This window comes from Novosphingobium sp. BL-A-41-Hi4B-X5A (genome assembly GCF_055521705.1).
Genome location: NZ_JBVFVT010000002.1, coordinates 649,220 through 672,060, shown reverse-complemented (window position 1 = coordinate 672,060; position 22,841 = coordinate 649,220). Strand labels below are relative to the sequence as shown.

The 22,841-nt window shown below is 62.9% G+C and carries 22 protein-coding genes and 1 pseudogene; 17 read left to right on the top strand and 6 right to left on the bottom strand.

Annotated elements, in window-relative coordinates:
* Positions 1-7: 7 nt before the first annotated feature.
* From ACZ1JY_RS18790 to ACZ1JY_RS18775, 4 genes are read left to right on the top strand one after another with little or no spacing between them, the layout of a single operon-like run.
* Positions 8-1,462: an aldehyde dehydrogenase family protein gene (locus ACZ1JY_RS18790; protein WP_465131570.1), complete on the top strand. Its 1,455-nt coding sequence runs from the start codon at positions 8-10 to the stop codon at positions 1,460-1,462.
* Positions 1,462-2,526 carry a maleylacetate reductase gene (locus ACZ1JY_RS18785; protein ID WP_465131569.1) on the top strand — a complete coding sequence of 355 codons (1,065 nt, stop codon included), beginning with the start codon at positions 1,462-1,464 and terminating at the stop codon, positions 2,524-2,526. Before ACZ1JY_RS18790 ends, ACZ1JY_RS18785 begins: the two co-directional genes overlap by 1 nt.
* 2 nt (positions 2,527-2,528) lie before the next feature.
* Complete coding sequence (locus ACZ1JY_RS18780; RefSeq protein ID WP_465131120.1) at positions 2,529-3,359, top strand: dioxygenase family protein; 831 nt, start codon at positions 2,529-2,531, stop codon at positions 3,357-3,359.
* Between the two features lie 3 nt (positions 3,360-3,362).
* Complete coding sequence (locus ACZ1JY_RS18775; protein ID WP_465131119.1) at positions 3,363-3,743, top strand: Rieske (2Fe-2S) protein; 381 nt, start codon at positions 3,363-3,365, stop codon at positions 3,741-3,743.
* 26 nt (positions 3,744-3,769) lie between these two features.
* Here the strand turns inward: ACZ1JY_RS18775 and ACZ1JY_RS18770 are convergent, their stop codons facing one another.
* The gene (locus ACZ1JY_RS18770; RefSeq protein ID WP_465131118.1) at positions 3,770-4,609 is read right to left on the bottom strand and encodes an EthD domain-containing protein; all 840 of its coding nucleotides are present in this window, start codon (positions 4,607-4,609) and stop codon (positions 3,770-3,772) included.
* Positions 4,610-4,730: 121 nt separating this feature from the next.
* On the opposite strand from ACZ1JY_RS18770, the pseudogene ACZ1JY_RS18765 reads away from it, so the two are divergent.
* From ACZ1JY_RS18765 to ACZ1JY_RS18720, 10 genes and pseudogenes are all read left to right on the top strand, one after another.
* Positions 4,731-5,758: pseudogene (locus tag ACZ1JY_RS18765) on the top strand (Rieske 2Fe-2S domain-containing protein).
* A 59-nt stretch (positions 5,759-5,817) separates the two neighbouring features.
* The gene (locus tag ACZ1JY_RS18760) at positions 5,818-5,973 is read left to right on the top strand and encodes a hypothetical protein (RefSeq protein WP_465131117.1); all 156 of its coding nucleotides are present in this window, start codon (positions 5,818-5,820) and stop codon (positions 5,971-5,973) included.
* A gap of 71 nt (positions 5,974-6,044) precedes the next feature.
* Positions 6,045-7,046, top strand: coding sequence for a VOC family protein (locus ACZ1JY_RS18755; protein WP_465131116.1), 1,002 nt, complete (start codon positions 6,045-6,047; stop codon positions 7,044-7,046).
* A gap of 24 nt (positions 7,047-7,070) precedes the next feature.
* Complete coding sequence (locus ACZ1JY_RS18750) at positions 7,071-8,192, top strand: FAD-dependent monooxygenase (protein WP_465131115.1); 1,122 nt, start codon at positions 7,071-7,073, stop codon at positions 8,190-8,192.
* Positions 8,193-8,222: 30 nt separating this feature from the next.
* A complete protein-coding gene (locus tag ACZ1JY_RS18745) occupies positions 8,223-9,140 on the top strand; it encodes an NAD-dependent epimerase/dehydratase family protein (RefSeq protein WP_465131114.1) in 918 nt (305 codons plus the stop codon).
* A gap of 40 nt (positions 9,141-9,180) precedes the next feature.
* Positions 9,181-10,149 carry a LysR family transcriptional regulator gene (locus tag ACZ1JY_RS18740; RefSeq protein WP_465131113.1) on the top strand — a complete coding sequence of 323 codons (969 nt, stop codon included), beginning with the start codon at positions 9,181-9,183 and terminating at the stop codon, positions 10,147-10,149.
* A 167-nt stretch (positions 10,150-10,316) separates the two neighbouring features.
* Positions 10,317-11,312: an ornithine cyclodeaminase family protein gene (locus ACZ1JY_RS18735; RefSeq protein ID WP_465131112.1), complete on the top strand. Its 996-nt coding sequence runs from the start codon at positions 10,317-10,319 to the stop codon at positions 11,310-11,312.
* Between the two features lie 4 nt (positions 11,313-11,316).
* A complete protein-coding gene (locus tag ACZ1JY_RS18730) occupies positions 11,317-12,327 on the top strand; it encodes a dihydrodipicolinate synthase family protein (RefSeq protein WP_465131111.1) in 1,011 nt (336 codons plus the stop codon).
* A gap of 11 nt (positions 12,328-12,338) precedes the next feature.
* A complete protein-coding gene (locus ACZ1JY_RS18725) occupies positions 12,339-13,808 on the top strand; it encodes an NAD-dependent succinate-semialdehyde dehydrogenase (RefSeq protein WP_465131110.1) in 1,470 nt (489 codons plus the stop codon).
* Positions 13,809-13,882: 74 nt separating this feature from the next.
* Positions 13,883-14,539 (top strand): FadR/GntR family transcriptional regulator, encoded by a 657-nt coding sequence (locus ACZ1JY_RS18720; protein ID WP_465131109.1) that lies wholly within the window; start codon positions 13,883-13,885, stop codon positions 14,537-14,539.
* Between the two features lie 342 nt (positions 14,540-14,881).
* Here the strand turns inward: ACZ1JY_RS18720 and ACZ1JY_RS18715 are convergent, their stop codons facing one another.
* The 5 genes from ACZ1JY_RS18715 to hisD all read right to left on the bottom strand — a co-directional run bounded on the left by ACZ1JY_RS18715 (position 14,882) and on the right by hisD (position 20,557).
* Positions 14,882-16,021, bottom strand: coding sequence for an FAD-dependent monooxygenase (locus ACZ1JY_RS18715; RefSeq protein WP_465131108.1), 1,140 nt, complete (start codon positions 16,019-16,021; stop codon positions 14,882-14,884).
* Positions 16,022-16,082: 61 nt separating this feature from the next.
* Positions 16,083-17,246, bottom strand: a complete 1,164-nt coding sequence (locus tag ACZ1JY_RS18710; RefSeq protein ID WP_465131107.1) for an alpha/beta hydrolase — start codon at positions 17,244-17,246, stop codon at positions 16,083-16,085.
* 14 nt (positions 17,247-17,260) lie between these two features.
* Positions 17,261-18,463: a cytochrome P450 gene (locus ACZ1JY_RS18705; RefSeq protein WP_465131106.1), complete on the bottom strand. Its 1,203-nt coding sequence runs from the start codon at positions 18,461-18,463 to the stop codon at positions 17,261-17,263.
* A gap of 7 nt (positions 18,464-18,470) precedes the next feature.
* The gene (locus tag ACZ1JY_RS18700) at positions 18,471-19,226 is read right to left on the bottom strand and encodes an SDR family NAD(P)-dependent oxidoreductase (RefSeq protein ID WP_465131105.1); all 756 of its coding nucleotides are present in this window, start codon (positions 19,224-19,226) and stop codon (positions 18,471-18,473) included.
* Positions 19,226-20,557 (bottom strand): histidinol dehydrogenase, encoded by a 1,332-nt coding sequence (gene hisD, locus ACZ1JY_RS18695; RefSeq protein ID WP_465131104.1) that lies wholly within the window; start codon positions 20,555-20,557, stop codon positions 19,226-19,228. Before hisD ends, ACZ1JY_RS18700 begins: the two co-directional genes overlap by 1 nt.
* 162 nt (positions 20,558-20,719) lie before the next feature.
* On the opposite strand from hisD, the gene ACZ1JY_RS18690 reads away from it, so the two are divergent.
* The 3 genes from ACZ1JY_RS18690 to ACZ1JY_RS18680 are packed head-to-tail and all read left to right on the top strand — an operon-like array spanning position 20,720 to position 22,703.
* Positions 20,720-21,418, top strand: coding sequence for an EthD domain-containing protein (locus ACZ1JY_RS18690; RefSeq protein WP_465131103.1), 699 nt, complete (start codon positions 20,720-20,722; stop codon positions 21,416-21,418).
* 20 nt (positions 21,419-21,438) lie between these two features.
* Positions 21,439-21,948: a cupin domain-containing protein gene (locus ACZ1JY_RS18685; protein ID WP_465131102.1), complete on the top strand. Its 510-nt coding sequence runs from the start codon at positions 21,439-21,441 to the stop codon at positions 21,946-21,948.
* On the top strand, positions 21,945-22,703 hold the full coding sequence (locus ACZ1JY_RS18680) for an SDR family NAD(P)-dependent oxidoreductase (protein WP_465131101.1): 759 nt from the start codon (positions 21,945-21,947) through the stop codon (positions 22,701-22,703). Before ACZ1JY_RS18685 ends, ACZ1JY_RS18680 begins: the two co-directional genes overlap by 4 nt.
* The last annotated feature ends 138 nt before the right edge of the window (positions 22,704-22,841 follow it).

The window sequence follows — 22,841 nt, the reverse complement described above, 5'->3', positions numbered from 1 at the left end:
GGCGGGAATCCAGACCGAACTGCTGATCGGGGGGAAGTGGGTCGAAGGGGTGGATGGCGGTCGGATCGCGGTCGAGAACCCCTTTGACGGCTCCATCCTCGCCCATGTGGCAGAAGCGACTGCGGCGGACGTGGATCTTGCGGTGGAGGCCGCGCAAGCCGCATTCCCTGCATGGCGCGCGCTGCCGGCGCATGAGCGCGGCCGCCTGCTGCTGAAGCTTGCCGATCGGATCGAGGCGGATACCGAGTATCTGGCGCGACTGGAAGCGCAGGATACCGGCCACCCCATCCGCGATTGCCTTGCGCTAGACGTTCCGCGCACAGTGCTGTGCTTTCGCTACTTCGGCGGCATGGCCGACAAGCTGGAAGGGGCGGTCATCCCGGTCGACGCGGGTTTCCTCAACTATGTCGAGCGCGAACCGATCGGCGTGGTGGGGGCCATTGTCCCGTGGAACTTTCCGCTGATGTTCACCAGCTGGAAGCTTGGTCCTGCGCTGGCAGCGGGCAATACCGTGGTGATCAAGCCTTCGGAAATTACCCCGCTGTCCACTCTGCGCATCGGCGAGCTGGCGCAGGAGGTCGGCTTTCCGGCGGGCGTGATCAATATTGTGACTGGCTATGGTCACACGGCGGGGCAGCGGATTGCCGATCATCCTGGCATTGGCAAGGTGGCTTTCACCGGATCAACTGCGACAGGTCGGCGGATCGTTCAGGCTTCGGCCGGCAATCTCAAGAAGGTGCAGCTGGAACTGGGCGGGAAGGGGCCGAACATCGTGTTCCCGGACGCGAACCTGCCCGCCGCCGTGGGTGGCTCGGCCTTTGGCATCTTCCACAATCAGGGCCAGGCCTGCATCGCAGCATCCCGGATGATCCTGCACGAAGACATCGCCGACGAATTTCTTGAGCGGTTTGTCGGGCTTGCCAAGTCAATCAAGCTGGGCGACCCGCTTGACCCCACCACCGAAATGGGTCCGCTGACCTCGCGCCTGCATCAGCAGCGCGTGCTCGATTTTGCCGGGGTGGCGAAGGAGCAGGGCGGGACCATCCTGTGTGGCGGCAAGCAGCCGGACGATCTTGGCGGGTGCTTTGTCGAACCGACTGTGGTGCGCGCCGCACCGCATCACCGCGTGGCGCAGGAGGAGGTCTTCGGTCCGTTTGCGACCGTTCTCACCTTCCGCACGGACGAGGAAGCGCTCGAAATTGCCAATGGCACCGCCTACGGGCTGGGCGCCGGGCTGTGGACGCAGGACATCACTCGTGCCCACCGCTTTGCCAAGCAGATCCACGCCGGGATGGTATGGATCAACTGCTACAAGCGGGTGCACCCTGGCTCGCCCTTCGGTGGCGTCGGCCAGTCCGGCTATGGCCGCGAAATGGGCTTCGAGGCCATGCGCGAATATACCCAACCGAAGTCGGTTTGGGTCAACGTCGATGCGGCAATACCGCCGTTCTACAGGCGCTGATTGTGAAGGCTTTCGTTCACAATGCCATGGCCGCGCACGTGCGGTTTGGCAGCGGGACCATATCTGCCTTGCCGGAAGTCCTCGAACGGCTGGGGTGTTCCCGGCCGTTTGCCCTCACCACGCCAAGGCAGGGGGCAGAGCTTGGCGTGGTTCTTGGCCCGATGGCGAGTGTCCTGGTCGGATCGTTCGACCGGGCGGAAATGCACACGCCGGTGCCGGTCACGCTCGAAGCCTTGGCGGCAGTAGAGCGTGAGGGTGCGGATTGCTTGGTTGCCATTGGCGGTGGATCGGCAGTTGGCCTTGGCAAGGCGATTGCACTGCGCACCGGGCTGAAACAGATCGCCGTGCCGACGACTTATGCCGGTTCTGAGATGACGCCGGTCCTGGGGCAGACCGAGAACGGGCGCAAAACGACATTGAGTGACCCGCGCGTGCAGCCGGCGGCCGTGATCTATGACGTTGACCTGTCGCTTTCCATGCCGGTTCTCACCTCGGCGGCAAGCGGCATCAACGCGATGGCCCATGCGGTCGAAGGACTTTATGCACGCGACGGCAATCCGCTGACCCGGATGATGTCAGAGGAAGCAATCCGCGTCTTGTTTGCCGCCTTGCCAAAGATCAAGGCGAACCCTGGGGACCGCGAAGCTCGGGGTGAAGCGCTTTACGGCGCGTGGCTTGCAGGGATGGTGCTGGCATCGTCAGGGATGGCGATCCATCACAAGCTTTGCCACACGTTGGGCGGGACCTTTGCGCTACCCCACGCCGAGACGCACGCGTTGGTGCTGCCCTATGCGCTCGCCTACAATTCGGGTTACGTGCCCGAAACCATGTCTGCGTTGCGCCGGTCGATGGGAGTGGCTGATCCGGTTCGGGCCTTGTGGGACTTCAGCCGGGGCCTTGGCCTGCCGCAATCGCTGGCGGAACTCGGCATGGGGCAGGACGGCATCGCGACTGCAACGCAACTGGCGCTGCAGAGCGCCTACTGGAACCCGCGTCCGCTGTTCGAAGAGCCGCTGCGCGATCTCATCGCGCGTGCCTGGGCCGGTTTGCCGCCCGAGGATTGACGATGAACGGAATCGTGCGCCAACCGCTGGAAGAACAGGTAGCGGCGAGCCTTGAGATCTGCGCAAATCCACGCCTTCGGCAAGTTCTGGGGGCGGTCGTGAGCCATCTCCATCAGGCGATCAGTGAAGTAGGCCTCACCGAGGCGGAATGGGCTGAGGCCATTCGTTTCCTGACCGAAACCGGCCAGATGTGCGTCGGCGGACGGCAGGAGTTCATCCTGCTATCGGACGTCCTTGGCATTTCGATGCTGGTCGACAAACTGAACCACCCTGCTGACGATCCGCACCTGAGTGAAAGCACCGTGCTTGGGCCGTTCTACACCGGAGAGCAGCCGATTTTACCGGATGGCGCGTCGATCCTGAAGCGTGACGAGCCGGCATGCCCGGCGCTGTTCGTGGCGGGATGGGTGCGGGATCGCGCAGGCAAGCCCGTCAGCGATGCCCTTGTCGAGGTGTGGCAGACGGCGCCGAACGGGCTTTACGACGTGCAGGATCCCGACCAACCACAGGGCCATTTGCGTGCCTCGTTCCGCACCGACAAGCACGGTCGCTACAGCTTCGAAACGGTCCTGCCGGTCAGTTACTCCATCCCCACCGATGGGCCGGTCGGCGCGCTGCTGGGCGCATTGGCGCGCTCTCCCTGGCGCCCCGCGCACGTCCACTTCCGAGTGTCCGCGGCAGGCTGCCGGACGCTGGTGACGCATCTGTTCATTGCCGGTGATCGCCATCTCGAAAATGACGCAGTGTTTGGCGTGAAGCCGAGCCTGATCGTTACGCCGGAAGCTGACCAAACAGGCCGTCTCGCCATCGCGGCCAACTTCGCGCTGGCCTGATCCTTGTCCAGCGCCTGGCAGGTACGCCCGAACGCGCCGCAGCGTGGCACATTCCTGACCACCCTGGCTGCGCTCGACGCTGCTGGTGACGGCGCCGCGATCGAGCTGCGATTTGGGCAAGGCCGGATGGCCTTTTCGATGATCGTCGTAAATTGCGCGGATGGTCCCCGCGCTTACGTCAACCTGTGCCCGCACTATTCGATGCCGCTTGATGCGGGGACTGGCAGGTTCGTCAATGCAGACGGGCTGGTGGAATGCCTGCAGCACTTTGCACTGTTCCGGGCCGAGGATGGCGCCTGCGTGGCCGGGGCGTGCGAAGGCGCAAGCCTCGATCCCATTCCGCTTCAATGCGATGCGGAGGGCCGGGTGTTCATCGGCGGATGACTTGTTCGGTCAGCGATGACCCTGATTTACACTGACAGGATCTCCACTTCGCGCGTGAACAGGAAGTAGCTGTAGTCGCGGTGAAAAAGGCCACTGTTCAGCACCGTTCTTTCGTAAGTGCGGAATCCCGCCAGTTCCGACTCCGGCACCCAGATGCTCACGATCAACGCAAGCGGGGGCTGGTCTCCGCCGCCGAAATGGGCAGCCATGGCGCCATCACTATCCGCCCCTCTCGTTTCTGACTTCACGAGACCGCAGATTGCAGAAGCGAACCGGGGCGCTGCTTCGACGGCTTCCTCATGCACCGCCTGCCATCCCCCTTGGGCGTCTCTGGCAGAGATATCGGCAGCGCAAACGAGAAACATCATGATCTTCACGCCGGCCGGCTTTGGTGAAATCAACGTGGTTTCCATGGTCAGCGCGGTCTGGTTTGTCGGCAGCTCGGCAAAATGCTTCCCATCGGGCGCAATGACCGTCTGGTTGTACTCTGCAGCAAAGGTCTCTGCCATTGCCTGGGGACTTTCGAAGTACAACTCTGTCACGCTGTCGCGGTGGAAGACGCCGACGTGGTCAGGGCGGTCGCCCGAGCCATAGGCGCCATCGAAGGCATGGTTCTGCACATAACGCGACAACTTGAGCGGGTTATCGGTCGCCAGCTTGCCGTGAACATTGACGATGTAATCAAGATATTCGGAGTGCGTCATGCCGGGTTTCCGGCGAACTGCTGCGACAATCTTTAGCATCTGACCTCTTCCCTCAGCGCGCTGGCTGCAATCCCCAGCACCTTCATCGCCGGTGAGGGCAAGCTTGGATATGTCGGCGCTTTGAGTAAAGATGTTTGTAGCAATGGCATGCATCAATGTCATCAATATTACGAAATGATCCAACCCATCGATCTCATCAATACGACGCCATGTGATTCATTCGTTTTTCTGTGGCGAGCGCTGGCGCTATTTCCTCCGACATCCAAGGGCACAAAGCCCGGCCATGCGGGAGGGAAAGATGCTGATACCCAGGCGATGCTGGTATGTCGCGTGCTTTGCCGATGAAGTTGTGATCGATCGCCCGCTGGCGAGGGTCCTATGCGGCGTCCCCATGCTGATCTATCGCGATGGCGAAGGAAGCCTGTCGGCCATTGTCGATGCCTGCCCTCATCGTTCTGCGCCCCTGTCTGTCGGGATATTCAAGGACGGAACGGTTACCTGCCGGTATCACGGACTTGCCTTCGGCAAGAATGGCGCATGTGTCGGCAATCCGCATGGTCCGGTGGTATCAGCCTTGAATCCGCGGTCCTGGCCAGTTGCAGAGCGCCATGGCTTCATCTGGGTATGGCCGGGTGAGCAGGAGCGGGCCGACCCTGCGCTCATCCCTGATCTTTCGATCATTAACCGAGTTCCCGAGACGGCCAAGTTCCGCGGCTATCTTCCGACAGCTGCAAACTATCAGCTTTGCACCGATAATATTCTCGACCTGTCCCACACCGATTACTTGCATCCCGACACTTTGGGAGGTGGAGGGCTCACGCGGGCAAAGCCGCAAGTCAGCATCGATGGTGACAGGCTCACTGTGCGCTGGGAGAATCCCGGTGAACCGGCGCCACCTGCGCTGGATCGGGAGTTGCAGGTCCCAGGCGGGCTTTCGGACACCGTGACCGAGGTGGTTTGGCATGCGCCCGCAGTGATGGAACTTTCCATAGTTATTCAGTCGGTAAGCCCGCAGGGCGGCAGGATCAGCCAGACCACGATGCATATAATGACTCCGGAGACGGAAATGTCAACGCACTACTTCGTGCTCGCACCCGTGACTTCCGGCCAGATGACGCCGCCTACAACGCGGAACTCTGCAAGTTCGTGAACGGCATCTTTGCCAACGAAGACAAGCCGATGCTCGAAGCGCAGCAGCAGCGGATGGGGACGCCGGACTTGTGGGCGATCAATCCCGTCATCCTTCCGATCGATCGAGCCTCGGTTCAGTGCCGCCGCATCGTTGAGCGGTTGATCGCTGCGGGTGAGTAGGCGGTTTACAGCGCTGCTTCGTGCACTGCGAAATTCCATGAGATAGGGAGGCGGAAACCATGAAGCCTATGGTTTTTTGCGGCGTACCCGCGCTTTCAGTTTTGATGGTGCCTCAAGCTGCTCTGGCCCAGTACAACGACACTGTCGGCGGGGTGATCGCCAGCGTTTATGCGCCGCCGCGCACCTATGGCGTCCGCGCCTCGGTGATGTTGTGAAACTGACGTTCTGAAACTGACTGGCCGGGGAAGGGCGGTCCTTCCCCAGACAACCTTGCGAGTAATCACACATGGCAATTCTGGGCATCGAGTCGGTCATCTTCGGGGTTGAGGATCTTGAGACCTGCACCCGCTTCTGGGATGATTTTGGCCTTTTTCCGGTCCGCCGCGACGCGCGGGAGAGCGTGTTCGAGGTGGCGACCGGTTCGCGCGTGGTGGTGCGCCTGCGCGGCGATACCGGGGTTGACGACTGGTACGACTGGAACGGCGTCAAGGAAGTGATCTGGGGCGTCGATACCGCAGAAAACCTCGATGCGCTGGTGGCGGACCTTTCGCGTGACCGTGAAGTGCGCCGGGATGCCGATGGCACGGCCCATACCAAGAGCGACGATGGCATGCCGTTCGGCCTGCGCGTCTGGGCCAAGCGCCCGGTCGTCTCGCAACCCGACCCGGTCAATGCGCCCGGCGCGATCAACCGGTTGAACCTGCACCGCAAATGGCGCCGCCGCGCCCTGCCCAAGACGATCAACCACGTCGTGTTCTTTGCGGACGACTATGTGAAGAGCTTCGAATTCTATCGCGACCGGCTGGGCTTCCGCCTGACCGACCATTCGATGGGGCTGGGCGCCTTCGCCCGCGCCAACGGCACGAACGAGCATCATTCGATCTTCTGGGTCAACAACGACCTGCCGGTGGCCCCCGATGCGCAGGGCTTCATGCACCTGGCCTTCGGCGTCGAGGATATCGACGAGCTGATGCTGGGCGCCAACATCATGGAAGCGCGCGGCTGGACCAACCAGACCATGAACACGCAAGGGATGCTGTCCCGCCACCGCGTGTCTTCGGCGCTGTACTATTACATCGACAATCCGAACGGCGGCGAGGCCGAGTATCACGCCGATACGGATTACCTGGATGACAACTGGGTGCCGCGCGCGTGGGACTGGAAGTTCGGTTCGCTCCTCTGGGCCAGCCGCACGCCGAGCTTCTTCGTGCCGGATACCGGGGACTGGGCGGTGACCTTCGATCCCGATGGCAAGTCGCTCGACGCCTATCGCAAGACTCCGGCCTGATCGGCCCTGCCCAAGGACACCATCATGCCCAAGGACCTGAAGACCCTTGTCGTCGGTGGCGGCGTCGGCGGCATGGCGACGGCCATTGCCTTTGCCCAGCGCGGGGTCGTGGTCGACCTTGTCGATATCGATCCGCACTGGAAGGTGCTGGGCGCGGGGATCACCATTACCGGGCCGACCCTGCGGGCGTTCAAGGCGCTGGATCTGCTGGACGAGGTGAGCGCGGTTGCCGCCTTTTCGAAGAAGATCGGGCTCTATACGCAAGGGGGCGACCTGATCGCGGAACATGCGATGCCGCCGCTTGCCGCCGACCTTCCGGCGGCGGGCGGGATCCTGCGCCCGGCGCTGCACAAGATCATGTCGAGCCGCACCACTGCGCTTGGCACCAACGTTCGGCTGGGGGTGACGGTCAAATCCTTCACGCAGGATGCAGACGGCGTGGACGTGATCTTCACCGATGGCAGCGAAGGGCGCTTTGACCTGGTGGTCGGCGCGGACGGGGCATTTTCGGCCATCCGCGGCATGCTGTTCCCCGATGCACCGCGGCCGCAGTTCACCGGGCAGGGATGCTGGCGGGTGCTGGCCGACCGGCCGGAATGGCTGGACAGCGGGCGCATGTACTATGGCCCGGATCGCAAGGCGGGGGTTACCCCCTGTTCGGCGGACAAGATGTACCTGTTCTGCAATACGACCATGCCCGGAAACCCGCGCATTGACGATGCCGGGGGGATCGAGATGTTGCGCGAGATACTGGCCGATTTCGGCGGGGTGATCGCCATGGTGCGGGACGAATTAGGGCCGGACAGCGCGTTCAACTACCGCCCGCTGGAAGCCATGCTGCTTTCGCGTCCGTGGGCGGTGAACCGGGTTGGCCTGATCGGCGATGCCGCCCATGCGACCACGCCGCACCTTGCTTCGGGCGCGGGCCTGGCGGTGGAGGACGGGCTGGTTCTGGCGCAGGAAATGCTGGCCGCCGACAGTGTCCCGGCAGGCTGGCAGGCGTTCGAGGAGCGCCGCTGGGAGCGGGGACGGCTGGTGGTGGAAACCAGCGTCCAGCTGGGCCAGATGGAGGTTGACCGCGCCCCTTCGGAGGATCAGACCCGCGTGTTCGGAGCAGCAGTCGCTGCCTTGGCAGAGCCGATCTGAGCGAAGTGAATGGGCTTTGAGGGAGATGGCATGAAGGTTCTCGTCACCGGGGCAGGTGGGTTCGTCGGTCGCGAGCTGTTCGGGCAATTGCTGGATTCCGGCGCCTCGGTCATCGCCATCGACAGCGTAGCGGCCGGCATTCCGGCAGGCGCCGAGGTGCTGGCAGGCGATCTTGCCGATCCGGCCCTGCGCGCGGCGGCCCTTGCGGGGCGGCCCGATGCAGTAATCCATCTTGCCACGGTGCCGGGCGGCGCGGCAGAGGCCAATCCCGCAGCATCGCGCCGGATCAATATCGATGCGATGTACGACCTGCTGCTGGAAGCGGGCGCGATGGGCAATCGCCCGCGCTTTGTCTTTGCCAGTTCCATCGCGGTCTATGGCGATCCCCTGCCCGATCATGTCGACGATGCGACACCGCTGGTGCCCAAGATGATCTATGGCGGGCACAAGGCGATGATGGAGCATGCCGTCGCCATGTTCAGCGAGCGCGGTCTGATCGATGGGGTCTCGGTCCGCCTGCCGGGGATCCTGGCGCGCCCAGCGGGCGACATCACGATGAAGTCTGCCTTCATGAGCAACCTGTTTCATGCGTTGAAGGCGGGGCGCGAATTCGTCTGTCCGGTCTCGGCCGGCGCGACGATGTGGGTCCAGTCAGTCACCTGCTGCGCCGGCAATTTCGTGCGCGGGCTAACGCTCGATGCTGCAGTCCTGCCGCCGACGCGCGCAGTGCTCTTGCCCGCGCTGCGGGTCACGATGGCTGAACTAGTCGCCGGCATCGCGCGGAATTGCGGCGTGTCGGCGGGACTGGTCCGCTACGAGCCGGACGCAGGGCTGGAACAGGCGTTCGGACGCCAGCCACCCCTGTCCACTTCGGCGGCGGACCGGGCCGGGTTCGTGCACGACGGAACCTTGGACAAGCTAGTCAGCAGGGCGCTTGCCAAGCTCTGAATAGTTAAACAAACTTGGCCGGGGTGTTGGGAGAGCGATAATGCGGTTCGAGCGGCTTGACCTGAACCTGTTGGTTGCACTCGACGTATTGCTGACCGAACGGAGCGTAACCCTGGCAGCGGAACGCCTGTGCCTTTCGCAATCCGCCGCATCGAGCGCATTGGCGCGCCTGAGGGATTACTTCGGCGACGAACTGATGGTGGTCCGCGGTCGCCAGATGACCCTGACCATCCGGGGGGAAGAGCTGCGTGAGCCAGTTCGGGCCGTGTTGGAGCAAATCCGCAATACGATCACTGTCTCCCCGAAGTTCGATCCTCTCACATCAGACCGGCAGATCCGGATCATCGCATCCGACTATGTCACACAGGTCCTGCTGAGCGACGTCATGCGCGATCTTGAGACGTCGGCACCCAACATGCGCGTGGACATCCTGCCGCTCCATGACGCGCCGCATGAGAGCATCGAGCGGCAGCAAGCAGATCTGCTGATTTCGCCAGACTATGCACTGAGCCCGGATCATCCCAGTTGCGTCCTCTTCGAGGACGACCATGTGCTGATTGGCTGGGACCAGAACCCGTTCATGCATGGAGAGATTACCCGCCAATCCTATTTCGAAGTCGGCCACGTGGTCGCCCGTTTCGGCCGAATGCGCGTGCCCGCATTCGAGGACCGCTTCATGTCGCGAATGAAGCAGCCCCGTCGCGTTGAAATGGTAGCGCCCAGCTTCCTCTTGCTTCCGGGCCTGGTGGTCGGCACGCAACGCGTGGCCACGATGTTGCGCCGACTGGCCAACCAGATGGCCCGAAGCGAACCAATCACGATACGTGAGCTTCCCTTTGCGATGCCACCAATCCGGGAAATGGTGCAGTGGAATGTCGCAAACAGCAATGACTCGGCTTTGAACTGGTTGCTGGAACAGATCCGGCTGATGGCCTCGCGCGAGCCGGAAGCAGGCGGCAACGTCCTGCCCTTCGGGACGGCGAGCGCCGAACTTCGCCGCCAACGCTGATCTTTCCGAGTTATTATCATCACGCTGGGGTTTGCGTTGTGCGCAATTCATCGGCTGCTGCTTTGAAATCGATTAATATACACATTGACACGAATCAAACTCAAAAATAACGCACCTTGCATGCACCGGCGGTAAGCAGCTGGTAGTGACTCGCAGGAGTGTGGCGTGTGAGCCAGAAGACCTTGATCCTTTCCGACTCCGACGTGCGCACGGCCTTTGACTGGTCCTCTGCTATCGTCGCCCTGCGCGATGCCTATGCGGTAGAGGTAAGCGACGCTCAGTTTCCGCCGCGCTCCATGGCGCGGGGGCAGGGGGTCTGGCTGCGCACCCTTTCGGGCGTGATGCCGGGGCAGAAATACCTTGGCGCCAAGATGATCGCGGCATCGCCGCGCAATGCCTGTGCGTCCTATCTGGTGCCGCTGTTCGACGGGGCGACCATGGCGCTGGAGGCGCTGATGGATGCGGCCTCGATCACCGGCCTCAGGACCGCGGCGACCTCTGCATTGGCGGCGCGGCAACTGCTTCTGGCGGCAGAGCCGCGCGTGGCCGTGATCGGTTCGGGTTTCGAGGCGCGGACCCATCTTGAGGCGCTGGCCCAGTCCGGTCCGATCGACGCGGTGGAGGTGTTCAGCCCGCGCGAGACGAGCCGCGCCGCGTTCTGCGCCGCCATGGCGGAAAAGGGCATTGCCGTGACCCAGGCGGAAAGCGCCGAGGCAGCCGTGGCCAACGCCGACCTTGTCATCTGCGCGGCCCGTTCACGCGATGAAAGTCCCACCCTGCGCGGCGCATGGCTGCGCCCCGGGATGACTGTGGTCTCGATCGGATCGACCCTGCCCGAACAGCGCGAGCTTGACCCGGAAGCCATTGCTCGGGCCGACCTGATCGTGGCCGACATGATCGAGGAAGTGGCCCACGATACGGGCGACATGATCGCGGCGACCGCGGCGGGCGTTCCTTTCGATGACAAGCTTGCCAGCCTGTCCGCCGTGGTTTCGGGTGCCCATCCGGGCCGCACCTCGCCCGACCAGATCATGCTCTACAAGTCGGTCGGAGCCGCGATCCAGGACCTTACCGTTGCCGCCTTGTGCATGGAACGGGCGCGGGAACTTGGCATCGGCACGGAAATCCCGGCTCCCATCCAACCCGTTGACAAGGGGAAGTAAGCCAATGCCCAGCTATACCAAGAGCGAAGCCCGCGCCTGGGCGCGCGAGAAGATGCATGGCGTTGCCAATGTCATCGTGCCGACGATGACCAACGACTTTGCCGCCCTCAACGAAAAGGCGGCGCGGCACGACATCCGCACCACCATCGAACATGGTTTCGTCGGCACCTTGGCCTGTTCGGAAGTGGCCGTGACCATGGCCGAATACCAGCGCTTTGTCGAAGTTATGGTGGAAGAGGCGGCAGGGCGGATTTTCGTTGTCCATCATGCCGTCTTCAACACGCTGGAAGAAAACATCGCAGCGGCCAAGCTGGCCGAGGCGGCAGGGGTAGAGCTGGTCCTGCTGGGCTATCCGCCCTACTTCTTCCCCAAGTCGCTGGACGATATCTACGCCTATACCAAGGCGTTCTGCGATGCGACGAACCTTGCGGTCATGCTGTTCCCGATCCCGACCTGGGGCTTCTCCCGCCTCAGCCCGACCGACATGCCGATCGAACTGCTGCGCCGTCTGGTCGACGATTGCCCCAACGTGGTTTCGATCAAGGCTGAAGGCGGAGCGCCGTTCATCATGGGTGCGATCGAGGCGCACCGCGAATTTGCCGATGAAGTGGTGATCTCCTACCCGCTGGAACACGAATTCGTGCCCTTGGCACAGTTGATCGACGTGCCGTTCTGCGGGACCAATTTCTCGGCCTATTTCGGGCCGTGGCTACCTCGCGTGTTCAATCTGATCCGCGAAAAGCGCTTTGCCGAAGCGACGGCCGAGTTCCACCGGGTAGACCCGGCGCGCCGCGCCTTTGCAAGCGTGCCGCAGGCAGGCAATGGCCTGATCAACCGGATGATGTGGAAGTACGAGGCCTGGCTTCAGGGCTATAACGGTGGACCGCTGCGTCATCCGACGGCGCGGGTCTATCAGCGTGACATGACCGCACTTCGCCGGGGGCAGGAAGCGGCCGGGCTCAATCCGACGAGCGATCCCGACGAATTGTTCTTCATTGGCCGAAACCCCTGCTGAAAGCCGACGCCATGGAACAGATCACCACGCTCTCGCTCAAGGACCCATCGCTGCTTCGGCAGGCGATGCTGATTGATGGGCAATGGGTTGCCGCCGACAACAGCGCGACCTTCGAGGTGCGCAATCCGGCAACCGGGGCGCTGATCGCGCGCGTGCCCAAGGGCGGGGCGGATGAAACACGCCGCGCCATTGCCGCTGCCGCTGCCGCGCTTCCGGCGTGGAAGAGCCTGCTGGCCAAGGAGCGCAGCGTGATCCTGCGCCGGTTCCATGAACTGATGATCGAGAATATCGACGATCTTGCCCTGATCATCACCTCGGAACAGGGCAAGCCGCTGGCCGAGGGCAAGGGCGAAGTGCTCTATGCTGCGAGCTTCATCGAATGGTTCGCCGAAGAGGCGAAGCGCACCAATGGCGCGATCATTCCGCAGAACTTGCACGGCCGTCGCATTCTGGTGCAGAAGGTGCCGGTAGGCGTATTCGCCGCGATCACGCCATGGAACTTCCCCGCCGCAATGCTGACTCGCAAAGCCGGGCCGGGCTGGGCCGCAGGCTGCACCGGGGTGATCAAGCCCGCCAGCCAGACCCCGCTGACCACGCTGGCTCTGGCCATGCTGGCCGAACGCGCCGGCCTGCCCAAGGGCGTGTGCAACGTGGTGACGGGCTCGGCCGGGGCCATCGGAGGCGAGATCACCGCCAACCCCATCGTCCGCAAGCTGTCCTTCACCGGATCGACCGAGATCGGCGGCTTGCTGCTGGAACAGTGCGCCGCCACGATCAAGCGCACCTCCATGGAACTGGGCGGCAACGCGCCGTTCATCGTGTTCGACGATGCGGACCTCGATGTCGCGGTAAAGGCGGCGCTGGTTGCCAAGTACCGCAACAGCGGACAGTCCTGTGTGGGCGCGAACCGCTTTCTGGTCCAGTCCGGCGTGCATGACGAATTCGCCCGGCGGCTGGCTGAGGAAACGACCAGGCTCAAGGTGGACGAAGGCACCCAGCCCGGTGCCGTGATCGGCCCGCTGATCGATGCGGCGGCTGTGGCCAAGGTTGAGGAACACATCGCCGATGCGGTTGCCCGTGGAGCCAGCGTGGTGGCGGGCGGAAAGCGGCATCAACTGGGCGGCAATTTCTTCGAGCCCACGGTCCTCACCAATGTGCCGCATGACGCGCAGATCTTTGGCGAGGAGACCTTTGGCCCGGTCGCTCCGGTGTTCCGGTTCGAAACCGAGGAGGAGGCGATCCGCCTTGCCAACGACACCCCGTTCGGCCTTGCCGCCTACGTCTGCGCGCGCGATGCGGCACGTATCTTCCGAGTGGTCGACGGGCTGGAATTCGGCATGGTGGGAGTCAACGAAGGCCTGATCTCCACGGAAGTTGCGCCGTTTGGCGGAGTCAAAGCCTCTGGCCTTGGCCGCGAAGGCGCGCAGGTCGGGATCGAGGAATACCTCGAGACCAAGTATGTGGCGTTGGGCGGTATCTGACCGGCGCAACAACCCATTGATTGGCTGCCACGCATGTCGCATTGGTCAGGCGTGGAAGCGAGGGGAATTTCTCGGTGATCGAAGAGGATCTGGGGCGACTGAAGGTCTTGCTCGACCAGACGGTGGAGCGGGGCGAGGATCGCCTGCCGCCCGAACCGAAGCTGAGCGAGGAACTTGGTGTCTCGCGCGGGCGTTTGCGAACCTTGCTGAAGCGGCTCGAAAGCGAAGGCGCGATCTGGCGTCATGTCGGCAAGGGCACCTTCGTCGGCCCGCGCAAGCTGGTAGACAGCAATCCTGTCGCGGCCTCTTTCAGCGTCGACGATATCCTGCAAGCCCGCACCGCTCTCGAACCCCAACTGGCAGCACTTGCAGCTATCCACTGCACGCCGGATGACGTGGCGGAGATGGACGCCTGCCTCGCGGAGATGAAGCTGGCGCCATCGATGCTGCACTGGAAGCGACTGGACGAGCGGCTGCACCGGGCGATCGCCCAGGCGACCCACAACAACATGCTGCTGACTCTCTACGATACGCTGCGCAGCCAGATGAAGGTGACGCTCGACAGCCGCATCGATCAGGTCTTCGGATCAGAGCCCGGGCCAAAGGAAGACACCGATGGCGAACATGCCGAGGTGGTCGAGGCCATCCGTCGCCACGACCCGGGCGCAGCCGAGCGCATGATGCGCGAACACCTTTTCAAGCTGCGCGGCAAGCTGTTCGGCTTGCGCTGAGCGTGCGATCAAACGCGGCAACAGCCGTCGGAGATGAATGCCTTACTTTCCCGGAGCAGTAATGCCGTTGGGATCCCGGGCGCGTCTGCTGCAACCTTTGCCTCCTACCCGTAGAGCGCGGCCTGCACCAACCGCGCGGGTCTGGCTGCTCACAGAGGAAGTAACCCCCCCAGTGCCGGCAGGGCGAACAACGCCATGGCGCGCCCTGTGCCTATCATCCCTCGTCTCCCGCTCGGTTCTGCTCATTGTGGGAGGAGGCTAGACCGGCGCGATCAGCCGCCAAGGGCTTGATGTGGTTGATGAAGCTGATTGCGGCTTTGGCCGGAACGACGCCAACTGGCGCTAAAATGGCTGGTTGAGGCGTTGCAGCGCACCTTCCAGCATTTCTGCGTGGATTCTGGGATCGCCGTTCGCGAGCTGCAGCTTGCCGACCGCAACGCTGGTCTCGATCACATCGCGGCAACGGTCGAAGCGGCGTTCCTGGTAGGCTGCAAGCGCAGCAGGGACGTCATCGGTCCGGGCCAGTTCTTCGGCCAGGACTAGGCCGCTTTCCACGGCCATCCCCGCGCCTGAGGCCAGATGGGGCGTGGTTGCGTGTACGGCGTCACCGAGAAGGACTATGCGGCCATTGAACCAGTCCTGCGGTTGCAGGATCGCCGCAAGCGGGCGGTAGTTGATCCAGTCTTCCCGCGTCATGTTGTCGCGAATCCAGCCGGCGCTTCCTCCAAAATCGCGCAACAGTTCCTTGAGCGTATCGAAGAGTTCGATCTCGTCCATGTGCCGTTCGCGTTCCACGTGCGGCGTCAGCATCCACATGTAGACGGTATCCGGACCGCAAGCGGTGATCCCGGCGGGATTGGCATGCCCGAGGAAGAATTCTCCGGCATCGAGGCCCGGAGGCTTGCGGATCGAGATGCGCCAGCACGCTTGCCCGGTCGGGAGCGCCGGTCCCATATGCGGGAAGGCGAGCTCGCGCACGGTGGAGAACACGCTGTCGGCCCCTACCACCAGATCGTAGTGGTTGGTGGCGCCGTCCGAGAAGCAGACTTCGACCCCGCGTTCGCTGTTCTCGAGCGCCGTGACCGTCAGGCCGAGGCGTACCGGGATGCCGAGTTCGCGCACCCGCTCCTGCATGATGCGATGCAGCACCGGGCGCATGATGCCACCCGTGGCGGGAAGGCCCTCTTCGATGATGGGCTCGTCCAGATCGAGCATATGCGTGCCGTCGAAGCGGAACAGCCGGGTCTTGCTGGTGATCGCGCCGTGCTGCTTGATCTTTTCGAGCAGGCCCAGCCGACGGTAGGCGCGCAAGGTCGGGCCGGTAATGGTGATTCCTGCGCCGTAAACGCGCCATTCCGGGTCGAGGTCGATCAGGTCGACCTTCACGCCCCTTTCTGCAAGGCTTATTGCGCTTGCCATGCCGCCAATTCCCCCGCCCACGACAAGTGCCGTGGTGATGCTGCTTATGCTTTGTTCGGTCATGGACGTCGGCATGGGCCAGTTACCCTTGATGTAGAAAACTCGAGAAATGGAATAGCGGCCTTCACGCTTGGCTCTCGGCCAGCTCTGCAAAAGTCTGCGCGCACCAGTCCGCGATGTAGTCGCGCATTCCGGTGCCGTTGTCGGCTCCGCAGTGCTCGACCTCGAAATCGGCCTTGGTGAAGATGCGCAAGGTCCGCTTCGGGCTGTTCACCGCCTGGTCGTAGCTCCTCTGTGCGTTGAAGGCGGGGATCTGACGATCGTTCTCGCCGTGGGTAATCAGGAACGGTACCCGGATCTTCTCGATCTGTCCGTCGAGGGTGATCTGGTCGGCATAGTCGAGAAAGGCTTGCTGGCTGTCGATGCCAAAGACCCACATGACGTGGTCCCAATAGTGTGGGACTGGGTTCTCGCCCTCATTGGCAACCCGCTCGCGCTGGCGCTGGCCCCAGACATGGTTGGCGCCCATCACCGCGCACAGGGCATAGCGCGGATCGTTGGCGGCGATGCGCGGTGCGTGATAGCCACCAAATGACAGGCCAAAGATGCCGATCTGCGAATGGACCACGTCGCTGCGCGTCAGCAGATAGTCGAAAGCCGGGCTGCCCCAGCGTTCCGCATCGAACACCGCCGGCAGGTTGCGCTTGCGGATCGCCTCGCCGGTGCCCGGCTGGTCGAGCAACAGGGTGTTCATCCCCCGCTCGAGATTCACAGCGCCATGCCCTGCCATGGCGACTTGTTCCTTCATGGAATCGAGGCCGTTGACGGAGACCAGCGTGGGGCGCGGTGTCCCGCTGCCATCGTGTATGAAAAGCGCGGGGTAGCTCGATCCCTCATAGGGGATTTCGACCCGGTCAACGTGGAGACCCCGCAGGGCGCAGCCCTTGTGATAGAGTTCGAGACCCCGGTCATAGGCAACCCAGCGCGGCGCATAGTCCCGGCTTTGCAGGCGTTCGGCGCCGAGATAGTAACCCGAGGCGCGCAGGTACTTTGTCCCGGCTGAAAGCAGGAAGCCCTCGTCCTCATCGGCTTTGGCATTGCGGGCAACCTGATCGGCCACGGCGATCCAGCTGTCGAACAACTGCGCCGACCCTGCATCCGCTCCGGCCTTGGCAGCTTCGCGCACCGGGCGGCAGACCTCGTCGAGTTCGCCGTGGTTACCGCCCGCTATCAACGCGAGATTTATACCGAGGTTCCACACGTAGTTTCCGGGAAAGGGTTCGAACATGGCAGCAGTATCTTTCAGGCAGGGATCAGTTCGATCGGAAGTTCGCCGATCGCGTGGAGAGTGTTGTTAAGGCGGCGGCGGACAGGTCCAGTCGCTCGGATTTCACCAACGTTCGCAAGAAGAGCATTGGTGACCGCTTCGGCCTCCATCCGCGCGACCATCTGGCCAAGACACTGGTGGATGCCGAAGCCAAAGCCGACATGGCCACTGGCCACGCGGGTAATCTCGAACCTGTCGGCATCTTCCCACTTGCGTGGGTCGCGGTTGGCTGCGGCGAGGAAGAGCAGAACCTTCTGGCCTTCCGGAATAATGTGCCCCCCGATTGAGACGTCTCGCGAGGTTGTTCGGAAGAAGGTCTGCACCGTTCCGCCCCAGCGCAGCGATTCCTCGACAGCCTTCTTCACCAGCTTAGGGTCTGCCCGCAGCTTCGCCCACTGACCGGGAAATTCAGCGAAGGCATGGAGCAGCGTAGCGATGCCGTTGACGGTGGTATCTACCCCGGCGGTCAGGAAAGACCGCACCAAGCGCTCGGCTTCATCGTGGCTGCACTCGCCCCGATCAGCCGCTTCGTAAACCTGCATGCCCCATCCGCCCGGCCTGAGCAGCTCGCGCTTGCAACTTTGCGCAACCCACTCGGTCGCGTCACGCGCCGCAGCCATCGTCTCGGCAAGCAGGGCATTGCGAGGCCCGAATGCATTGAACGCTACAGTGGCATAAGGAATCAGATTTTCGCGTCCCTCTTCACGCAATCCGATGAGATCGGGAAACACCGAGAGGGGGAAGGCTTCGGCCAGCGCGGGGATGGCATCGAAGGAGCCAATCCCTGCCAGCTGACTGACCAACGCGTCGGCCTTGGCCTGCCATCGCGGCATGACTTCGCGGAGCGCACGCAGCGAGGCCACGCGGTTCATCAGCCCACGCGTGCGATCGTGCAGCGGAGGATCAGCCTCGAGCAGCAGCGAGGGCGGACGCCACGGCGTTTCCTTGAGAAAGTCAGTCTGACCCACGCCCCTGCCGGAAATGAAGGCCTCCCAGTCCTTCAGTGCGGCCTGTACTTCGGCATGACGAGCCATGGCGAAACAGCCGATCTTGGGCAGGAAAACGACTGGCCCGGCATCGCGCAGCACAGGGTGGGCGCTGAAGGGATCGGCAAGAAACGCCGGGTCAAACGGGTCCAATTCGAGGGTCGGCAAGTTTGCCGAAGCAATGGTTGTCATCGGGGTTCTACTCAGCGGTCCAGCCGCCGTCGACGACGATGCTTGAACCGGTCATAAGAGAGGAGCCATCGCAGGCAAGGAACAGTATCGCGCCCATCAGGTCTTCTGGCGTTCCGATACGGCCAAGCTTGATCTTCTGCAGAACGCTGGCCTTGAAGGCCGCGTCTTCGAACATCGGTTGGGTCAGAGGCGTTTCGATGAACGTTGGCGCGATGGTGTTCGAGCGTATTCCGTGCGGGGCAAGATCAAGCGCGAAAGCCTTGTTCATGCCCTCCAGTGCCCACTTGCTGGCGCAATAGAGGCTGCGGTTAGGACCACCAACGTGGCCCATCTGGCTACCCATGTGGATCAGCGAGCCTTGGGTGCCGGTCTCGATCATCCGTCGTGCGCAGGCCTTTGCCACGAAAAATGCAGCTTTCAGATTGAGATCCAGAACGGCATCGTAATCGGCTTCGGTTACGTCCCACATCGGCTTGGGGCGATTGGTCCCGGCATTGTTGACCAGGACATGGAACGGCTCGCGTCCGGCAAAGAAGGCGGACACCGCAGCCGTGTCGGACACGTCGAGCGTTGCCGCTAGCGCGCCGTTGCCAATGGCTGCTGCCGCCTGCTCGATCTCGGCAGAGGAGCGTGCGACAAGCACGACTGCAGCACCAGCGTCTGCCAGCGCGGCTGCAGCGGCGAGGCCGATGCCACGGCCGGCACCGGTCACAATGGCACGCTTGCCATCGAGCCGGAAGGACGGCGTGCGCGGCAGGTTCATCACGCCCGCGTCAATTCGCTGGGTTCTGCCTGCCCGGCATAGGGCACATTGCGGCCACCGAACCGGCGCAACCGGACGTTGGCCTGCTCGCCGTGACCGGCAAAGCCTTCCAATGCGCAGAGACGGCTGCAGTATTCGCCAACCAGCGTCGATGCCTCGTCGGTCAGGACCTTCTGGTAGGTGCAGGTCTTGAGGAACTTGCCGACCCACAGTCCGCCGGTATAGCGCGCCGCTTTCTTGGTAGGCAGTGTGTGATTGGTGCCGATCGCCTTGTCGCCATAGGCCACATTGGTCCGGCTCCCAAGGAACAAGGCTCCGTAATTGGTCATGTTCTTCAGAAAATAATCGGGATCGGCGGTCATCACCTGCACGTGCTCGCTGGCAATTTCGTCAGCGATGCGCACCATTTCCTCGTAGCTCTCTGCCACGATCACTTCGCCATAGGTCTCCCACGCCTTGCTGGCATGATCGGCGGTCGGCAGCACCTTCAGCAACCGCTCTATCTCGGCCATCGTCTCGCGCGCCAGTTTCTCCGAATTTGTCAGCAGCACGCCGGGGCTGTCCGGACCGTGCTCGACCTGTCCCAGGATGTCCGTGGCGGCCAGTTCCGGATCGCAGCCCACTTCGTCGGCAATGATCAGGGTTTCGGTAGGGCCAGCGAAAAGGTCGATCCCCACCCGGCCGAACAACTGGCGCTTGGCCTCTGCCACGAACGCGTTGCCGGGGCCAACGAGGATGTCGACCGGATCGATGCTCTGCGTGCCAATGGCCATCGCGCCGATTGCCTGGATGCCGCCCAGCGCGTAGATCGCATCGGCCCCGGCCATGGCCTGCGCTGCAACGATGGCCCGCGCAGGCTTGCCTTGGAACGGCGGAGCGCAAGTGACAACGCGCGGCACGCCCGCAACCTTGGCCGTGATCACGCTCATGTGCGCAGAGGCCAGCAGCGGATACTTGCCGCCAGGCACATAGCACCCCGCTGCCTGTATCGGCACGTTCTTGTGGCCGAGGATGACACCAGGCAGCGTCTCAACCTCGACATCCTGCATGCTGGCACGCTGGATCTGTGCGAAGTTGCGGACCTGTGCCTGCGCAAACTCGATGTCCTTGCGCTCCTGCGCGGTCAGGCTGTCGACCGCCGCATCGATTTCGGGCTGCGACAGGCGATAGTCTTCACGGTCCCAGCCATCGAACTTGATGGACATCTCGCGCACGGCGTCGTCCCCGCGCTGTTCGATGTCGGCAAGGGCCGCCTCGACAATGTCCCGGATCTTGCGATCGCTTTGCGCTTTGACGTCAGCAGCAGCGCCGCGCTTGAGCCAGATGGCCATGGTTCTCCCCGCAGATTTATTGGCAATTTTCTTGCCATTGCCGCAGCGGATCGCGGGCGACCAACGCATTGTATCGATGCCAAGCTATCGACCGAATGCCTTTGTCGGGTATGGTGAGGCCGTCTATCTGCTGGCTGAAACGGCTATCGGGAGACAAGGCTTATGGGCACGGAGGCGCTCCCTTCGGCGCGATCGACCACGAAGTCGGACGTGGCTGAAGCTGGACCGGCGTCAGGTCCGATCAAGCTGATGATCCTGCCGCGCACGCTTTCCGGCTTGGGCCGTGCCGGCCTGCGGCGTCATCTTGCGACCGTTCACGGACCGATGGTGATGGCGGAACCAGCGGTTTCCAGCGGCTTTCGTGGCTATATCCACCATTACGCCATCGCTTGCCCCGTGCAACCGGCACTGGAGGATCGCGATGCGGTCACGGTCATCCGGTTCGATACGCTGGCAGACATGATCGCCTCGAAAGCCAGCAATGCCTATCGCGAACGCATCGGTCCGGACGAAGACAACTTCCGTGAAATCGAAGGATCAGTGGCGATGTTCGCGCAGGAACGCGTGATTGCGTCGGGTGCAGACGATGCACCGCGCAAGCTGTTCGTGTTTCGCACGGGCAGTTGTGACGATCTGGACCAGTGTGCCGCCGCGTTGTCGGCGATCAGCATCGTGCCCGGGGTACAGGGCGTGATCACCAACCTCACGCAGGTGATCGAAGGGCAATGGAGCTTTGGGCGGATCGACGAGATCGGCCTTGGACGCGACGCAGACATACCCACGCTGGCAACAGCTCTCCTTGCCTTGGGCACTGCGGGCGAGGCCGGCTTTCTCCTAACCGAGCCCTTGCGCTTCATCTGATCTTACTGGAGCATATCCCGATGCAGCTTTCCGATTCCGGCCTTCCTCCCGTTCAGCGCGTTGTCACCGGCCATGATGAAAACGGCCGCGCCGTGTTCAAGTCCGAGGATGTGACACCGACGAAGATGATCCCCTCGGGCGACGCCTCGTTCCTGCTGATCTGGACCACGGCAACGGTCCCGGCCGACAACAACGATGAGACAGACGGTCGCCACCGTGAAGCAGGACTGACCCTGGAAGGCGGCTCGGTCATTCGCGTGGTAGACATGCTGCCGGGCAAGGAAAGCCCGATGCACCGGACCAACTCGATCGACTACGGCATCGTGCTCGAAGGCGAGGTCGAACTCGAACTGGACGATGGTGCCAAGCGCACGGTAGGGCAGGGCGGCATCATCATCCAGCGCGGCACCAATCACCTATGGCGCAATACGAGCGACAAGCCCTGCCGGATCGCCTTCATACTGATAGAGGCGCCTGCCTACCTGCATAACGGGCAATCCCTGCCCGAGGACAGGCCCGAGCACAAGTGAGCGGACTGTTCGACCTCGCTGGAAAGTCGGCCATCGTCACCGGGTCGACGCGCGGCATAGGCAAGGCAATTGCCGAGGCGTTGATCGCGCAAGGCGCTCGCGTCGTCATTTCCAGCGAGAACGGTGATGACACGGCCAGGGTCTCGGCGGAACTGGGAATGCCGGGCCTTGCCTGCGACGTGACGGACGACGCCGCGCAGGCAGCTCTGGTAGATTGCGCGGTGCGGGAATTTGGCGGGTTGGACATCCTCGTCTGCAACGCCGGCATCACCGGCAAGGCGGGGTCCTTCGCCGAAATCGACATGGAGGATTACGCCCGCGTCATGGCGATCAACCTGCGCAGTCAGGTCGTCCTGAGCAACCTTGCCCTGCCGCGCATCGCTGAGCGTGGTGGCGGCACGGCCATTCTAGTTGCCAGCCTTTCGAGCCTGCGCGGCAACGGCAGGATCAATGCCTATGCCCTGGCCAAGGCTGGCGTTGCGCAACTTGCCCGCAATCTCGCGGTGGAGTGGGGCCCGCACAATGTCCGGGTCAACGCAATATCGCCGGGCTTCATCGCCACTGAACTTTCGCAGCCGCTGCTGCACGACGCCGCATTCATGGCTCGCCGCATGGCGATGACGCCACTGCGGCGGCCCGGCACTCCGGCGGAAGTGGCTGGCACGGTGGCATTTCTGGCATCACCGGCAGGCGCGTTCGTCACCGGTCAGAACCTTGTCGTGGATGGTGGCACGCTGATCACTGACGGGACCTGATGCTGAGGGAGACCAGGCCGCTTGGATTGCCCCGGCTTTGCCCATCCTTTTAATGTCACGGACACGCTTTGCCGAGGCTTTTGGTCGCACCACCGGCACCACGCCCTTCCGAGCGCATACTAGTTACCCAGACGTTCA

Excerpts from the sequence above, each read along its gene's own strand:
- ACZ1JY_RS18780 (WP_465131120.1), top strand. The coding sequence starts at position 2,529 with ATGAACGGAATCGTGCGCCAACCGCTGGAAGAACAGGTAGCGGCGAGC.
- ACZ1JY_RS18770 (WP_465131118.1), bottom strand. The coding sequence starts at position 4,609 with ATGACATTGATGCATGCCATTGCTACAAACATCTTTACTCAAAGCGCC.
- ACZ1JY_RS18760 (WP_465131117.1), top strand. The coding sequence starts at position 5,818 with ATGAAGCCTATGGTTTTTTGCGGCGTACCCGCGCTTTCAGTTTTGATG.
- ACZ1JY_RS18755 (WP_465131116.1), top strand. The coding sequence starts at position 6,045 with ATGGCAATTCTGGGCATCGAGTCGGTCATCTTCGGGGTTGAGGATCTT.
- ACZ1JY_RS18750 (WP_465131115.1), top strand. The coding sequence starts at position 7,071 with ATGCCCAAGGACCTGAAGACCCTTGTCGTCGGTGGCGGCGTCGGCGGC.
- ACZ1JY_RS18745 (WP_465131114.1), top strand. The coding sequence starts at position 8,223 with ATGAAGGTTCTCGTCACCGGGGCAGGTGGGTTCGTCGGTCGCGAGCTG.
- ACZ1JY_RS18740 (WP_465131113.1), top strand. The coding sequence starts at position 9,181 with ATGCGGTTCGAGCGGCTTGACCTGAACCTGTTGGTTGCACTCGACGTA.
- ACZ1JY_RS18730 (WP_465131111.1), top strand. The coding sequence starts at position 11,317 with ATGCCCAGCTATACCAAGAGCGAAGCCCGCGCCTGGGCGCGCGAGAAG.
- ACZ1JY_RS18725 (WP_465131110.1), top strand. The coding sequence starts at position 12,339 with ATGGAACAGATCACCACGCTCTCGCTCAAGGACCCATCGCTGCTTCGG.
- ACZ1JY_RS18715 (WP_465131108.1), bottom strand. The coding sequence starts at position 16,021 with ATGACCGAACAAAGCATAAGCAGCATCACCACGGCACTTGTCGTGGGC.
- ACZ1JY_RS18710 (WP_465131107.1), bottom strand. The coding sequence starts at position 17,246 with ATGTTCGAACCCTTTCCCGGAAACTACGTGTGGAACCTCGGTATAAAT.
- ACZ1JY_RS18705 (WP_465131106.1), bottom strand. The coding sequence starts at position 18,463 with ATGACAACCATTGCTTCGGCAAACTTGCCGACCCTCGAATTGGACCCG.
- ACZ1JY_RS18700 (WP_465131105.1), bottom strand. The coding sequence starts at position 19,226 with ATGAACCTGCCGCGCACGCCGTCCTTCCGGCTCGATGGCAAGCGTGCC.
- hisD (WP_465131104.1), bottom strand. The coding sequence starts at position 20,557 with ATGGCCATCTGGCTCAAGCGCGGCGCTGCTGCTGACGTCAAAGCGCAA.
- ACZ1JY_RS18690 (WP_465131103.1), top strand. The coding sequence starts at position 20,720 with ATGGGCACGGAGGCGCTCCCTTCGGCGCGATCGACCACGAAGTCGGAC.
- ACZ1JY_RS18685 (WP_465131102.1), top strand. The coding sequence starts at position 21,439 with ATGCAGCTTTCCGATTCCGGCCTTCCTCCCGTTCAGCGCGTTGTCACC.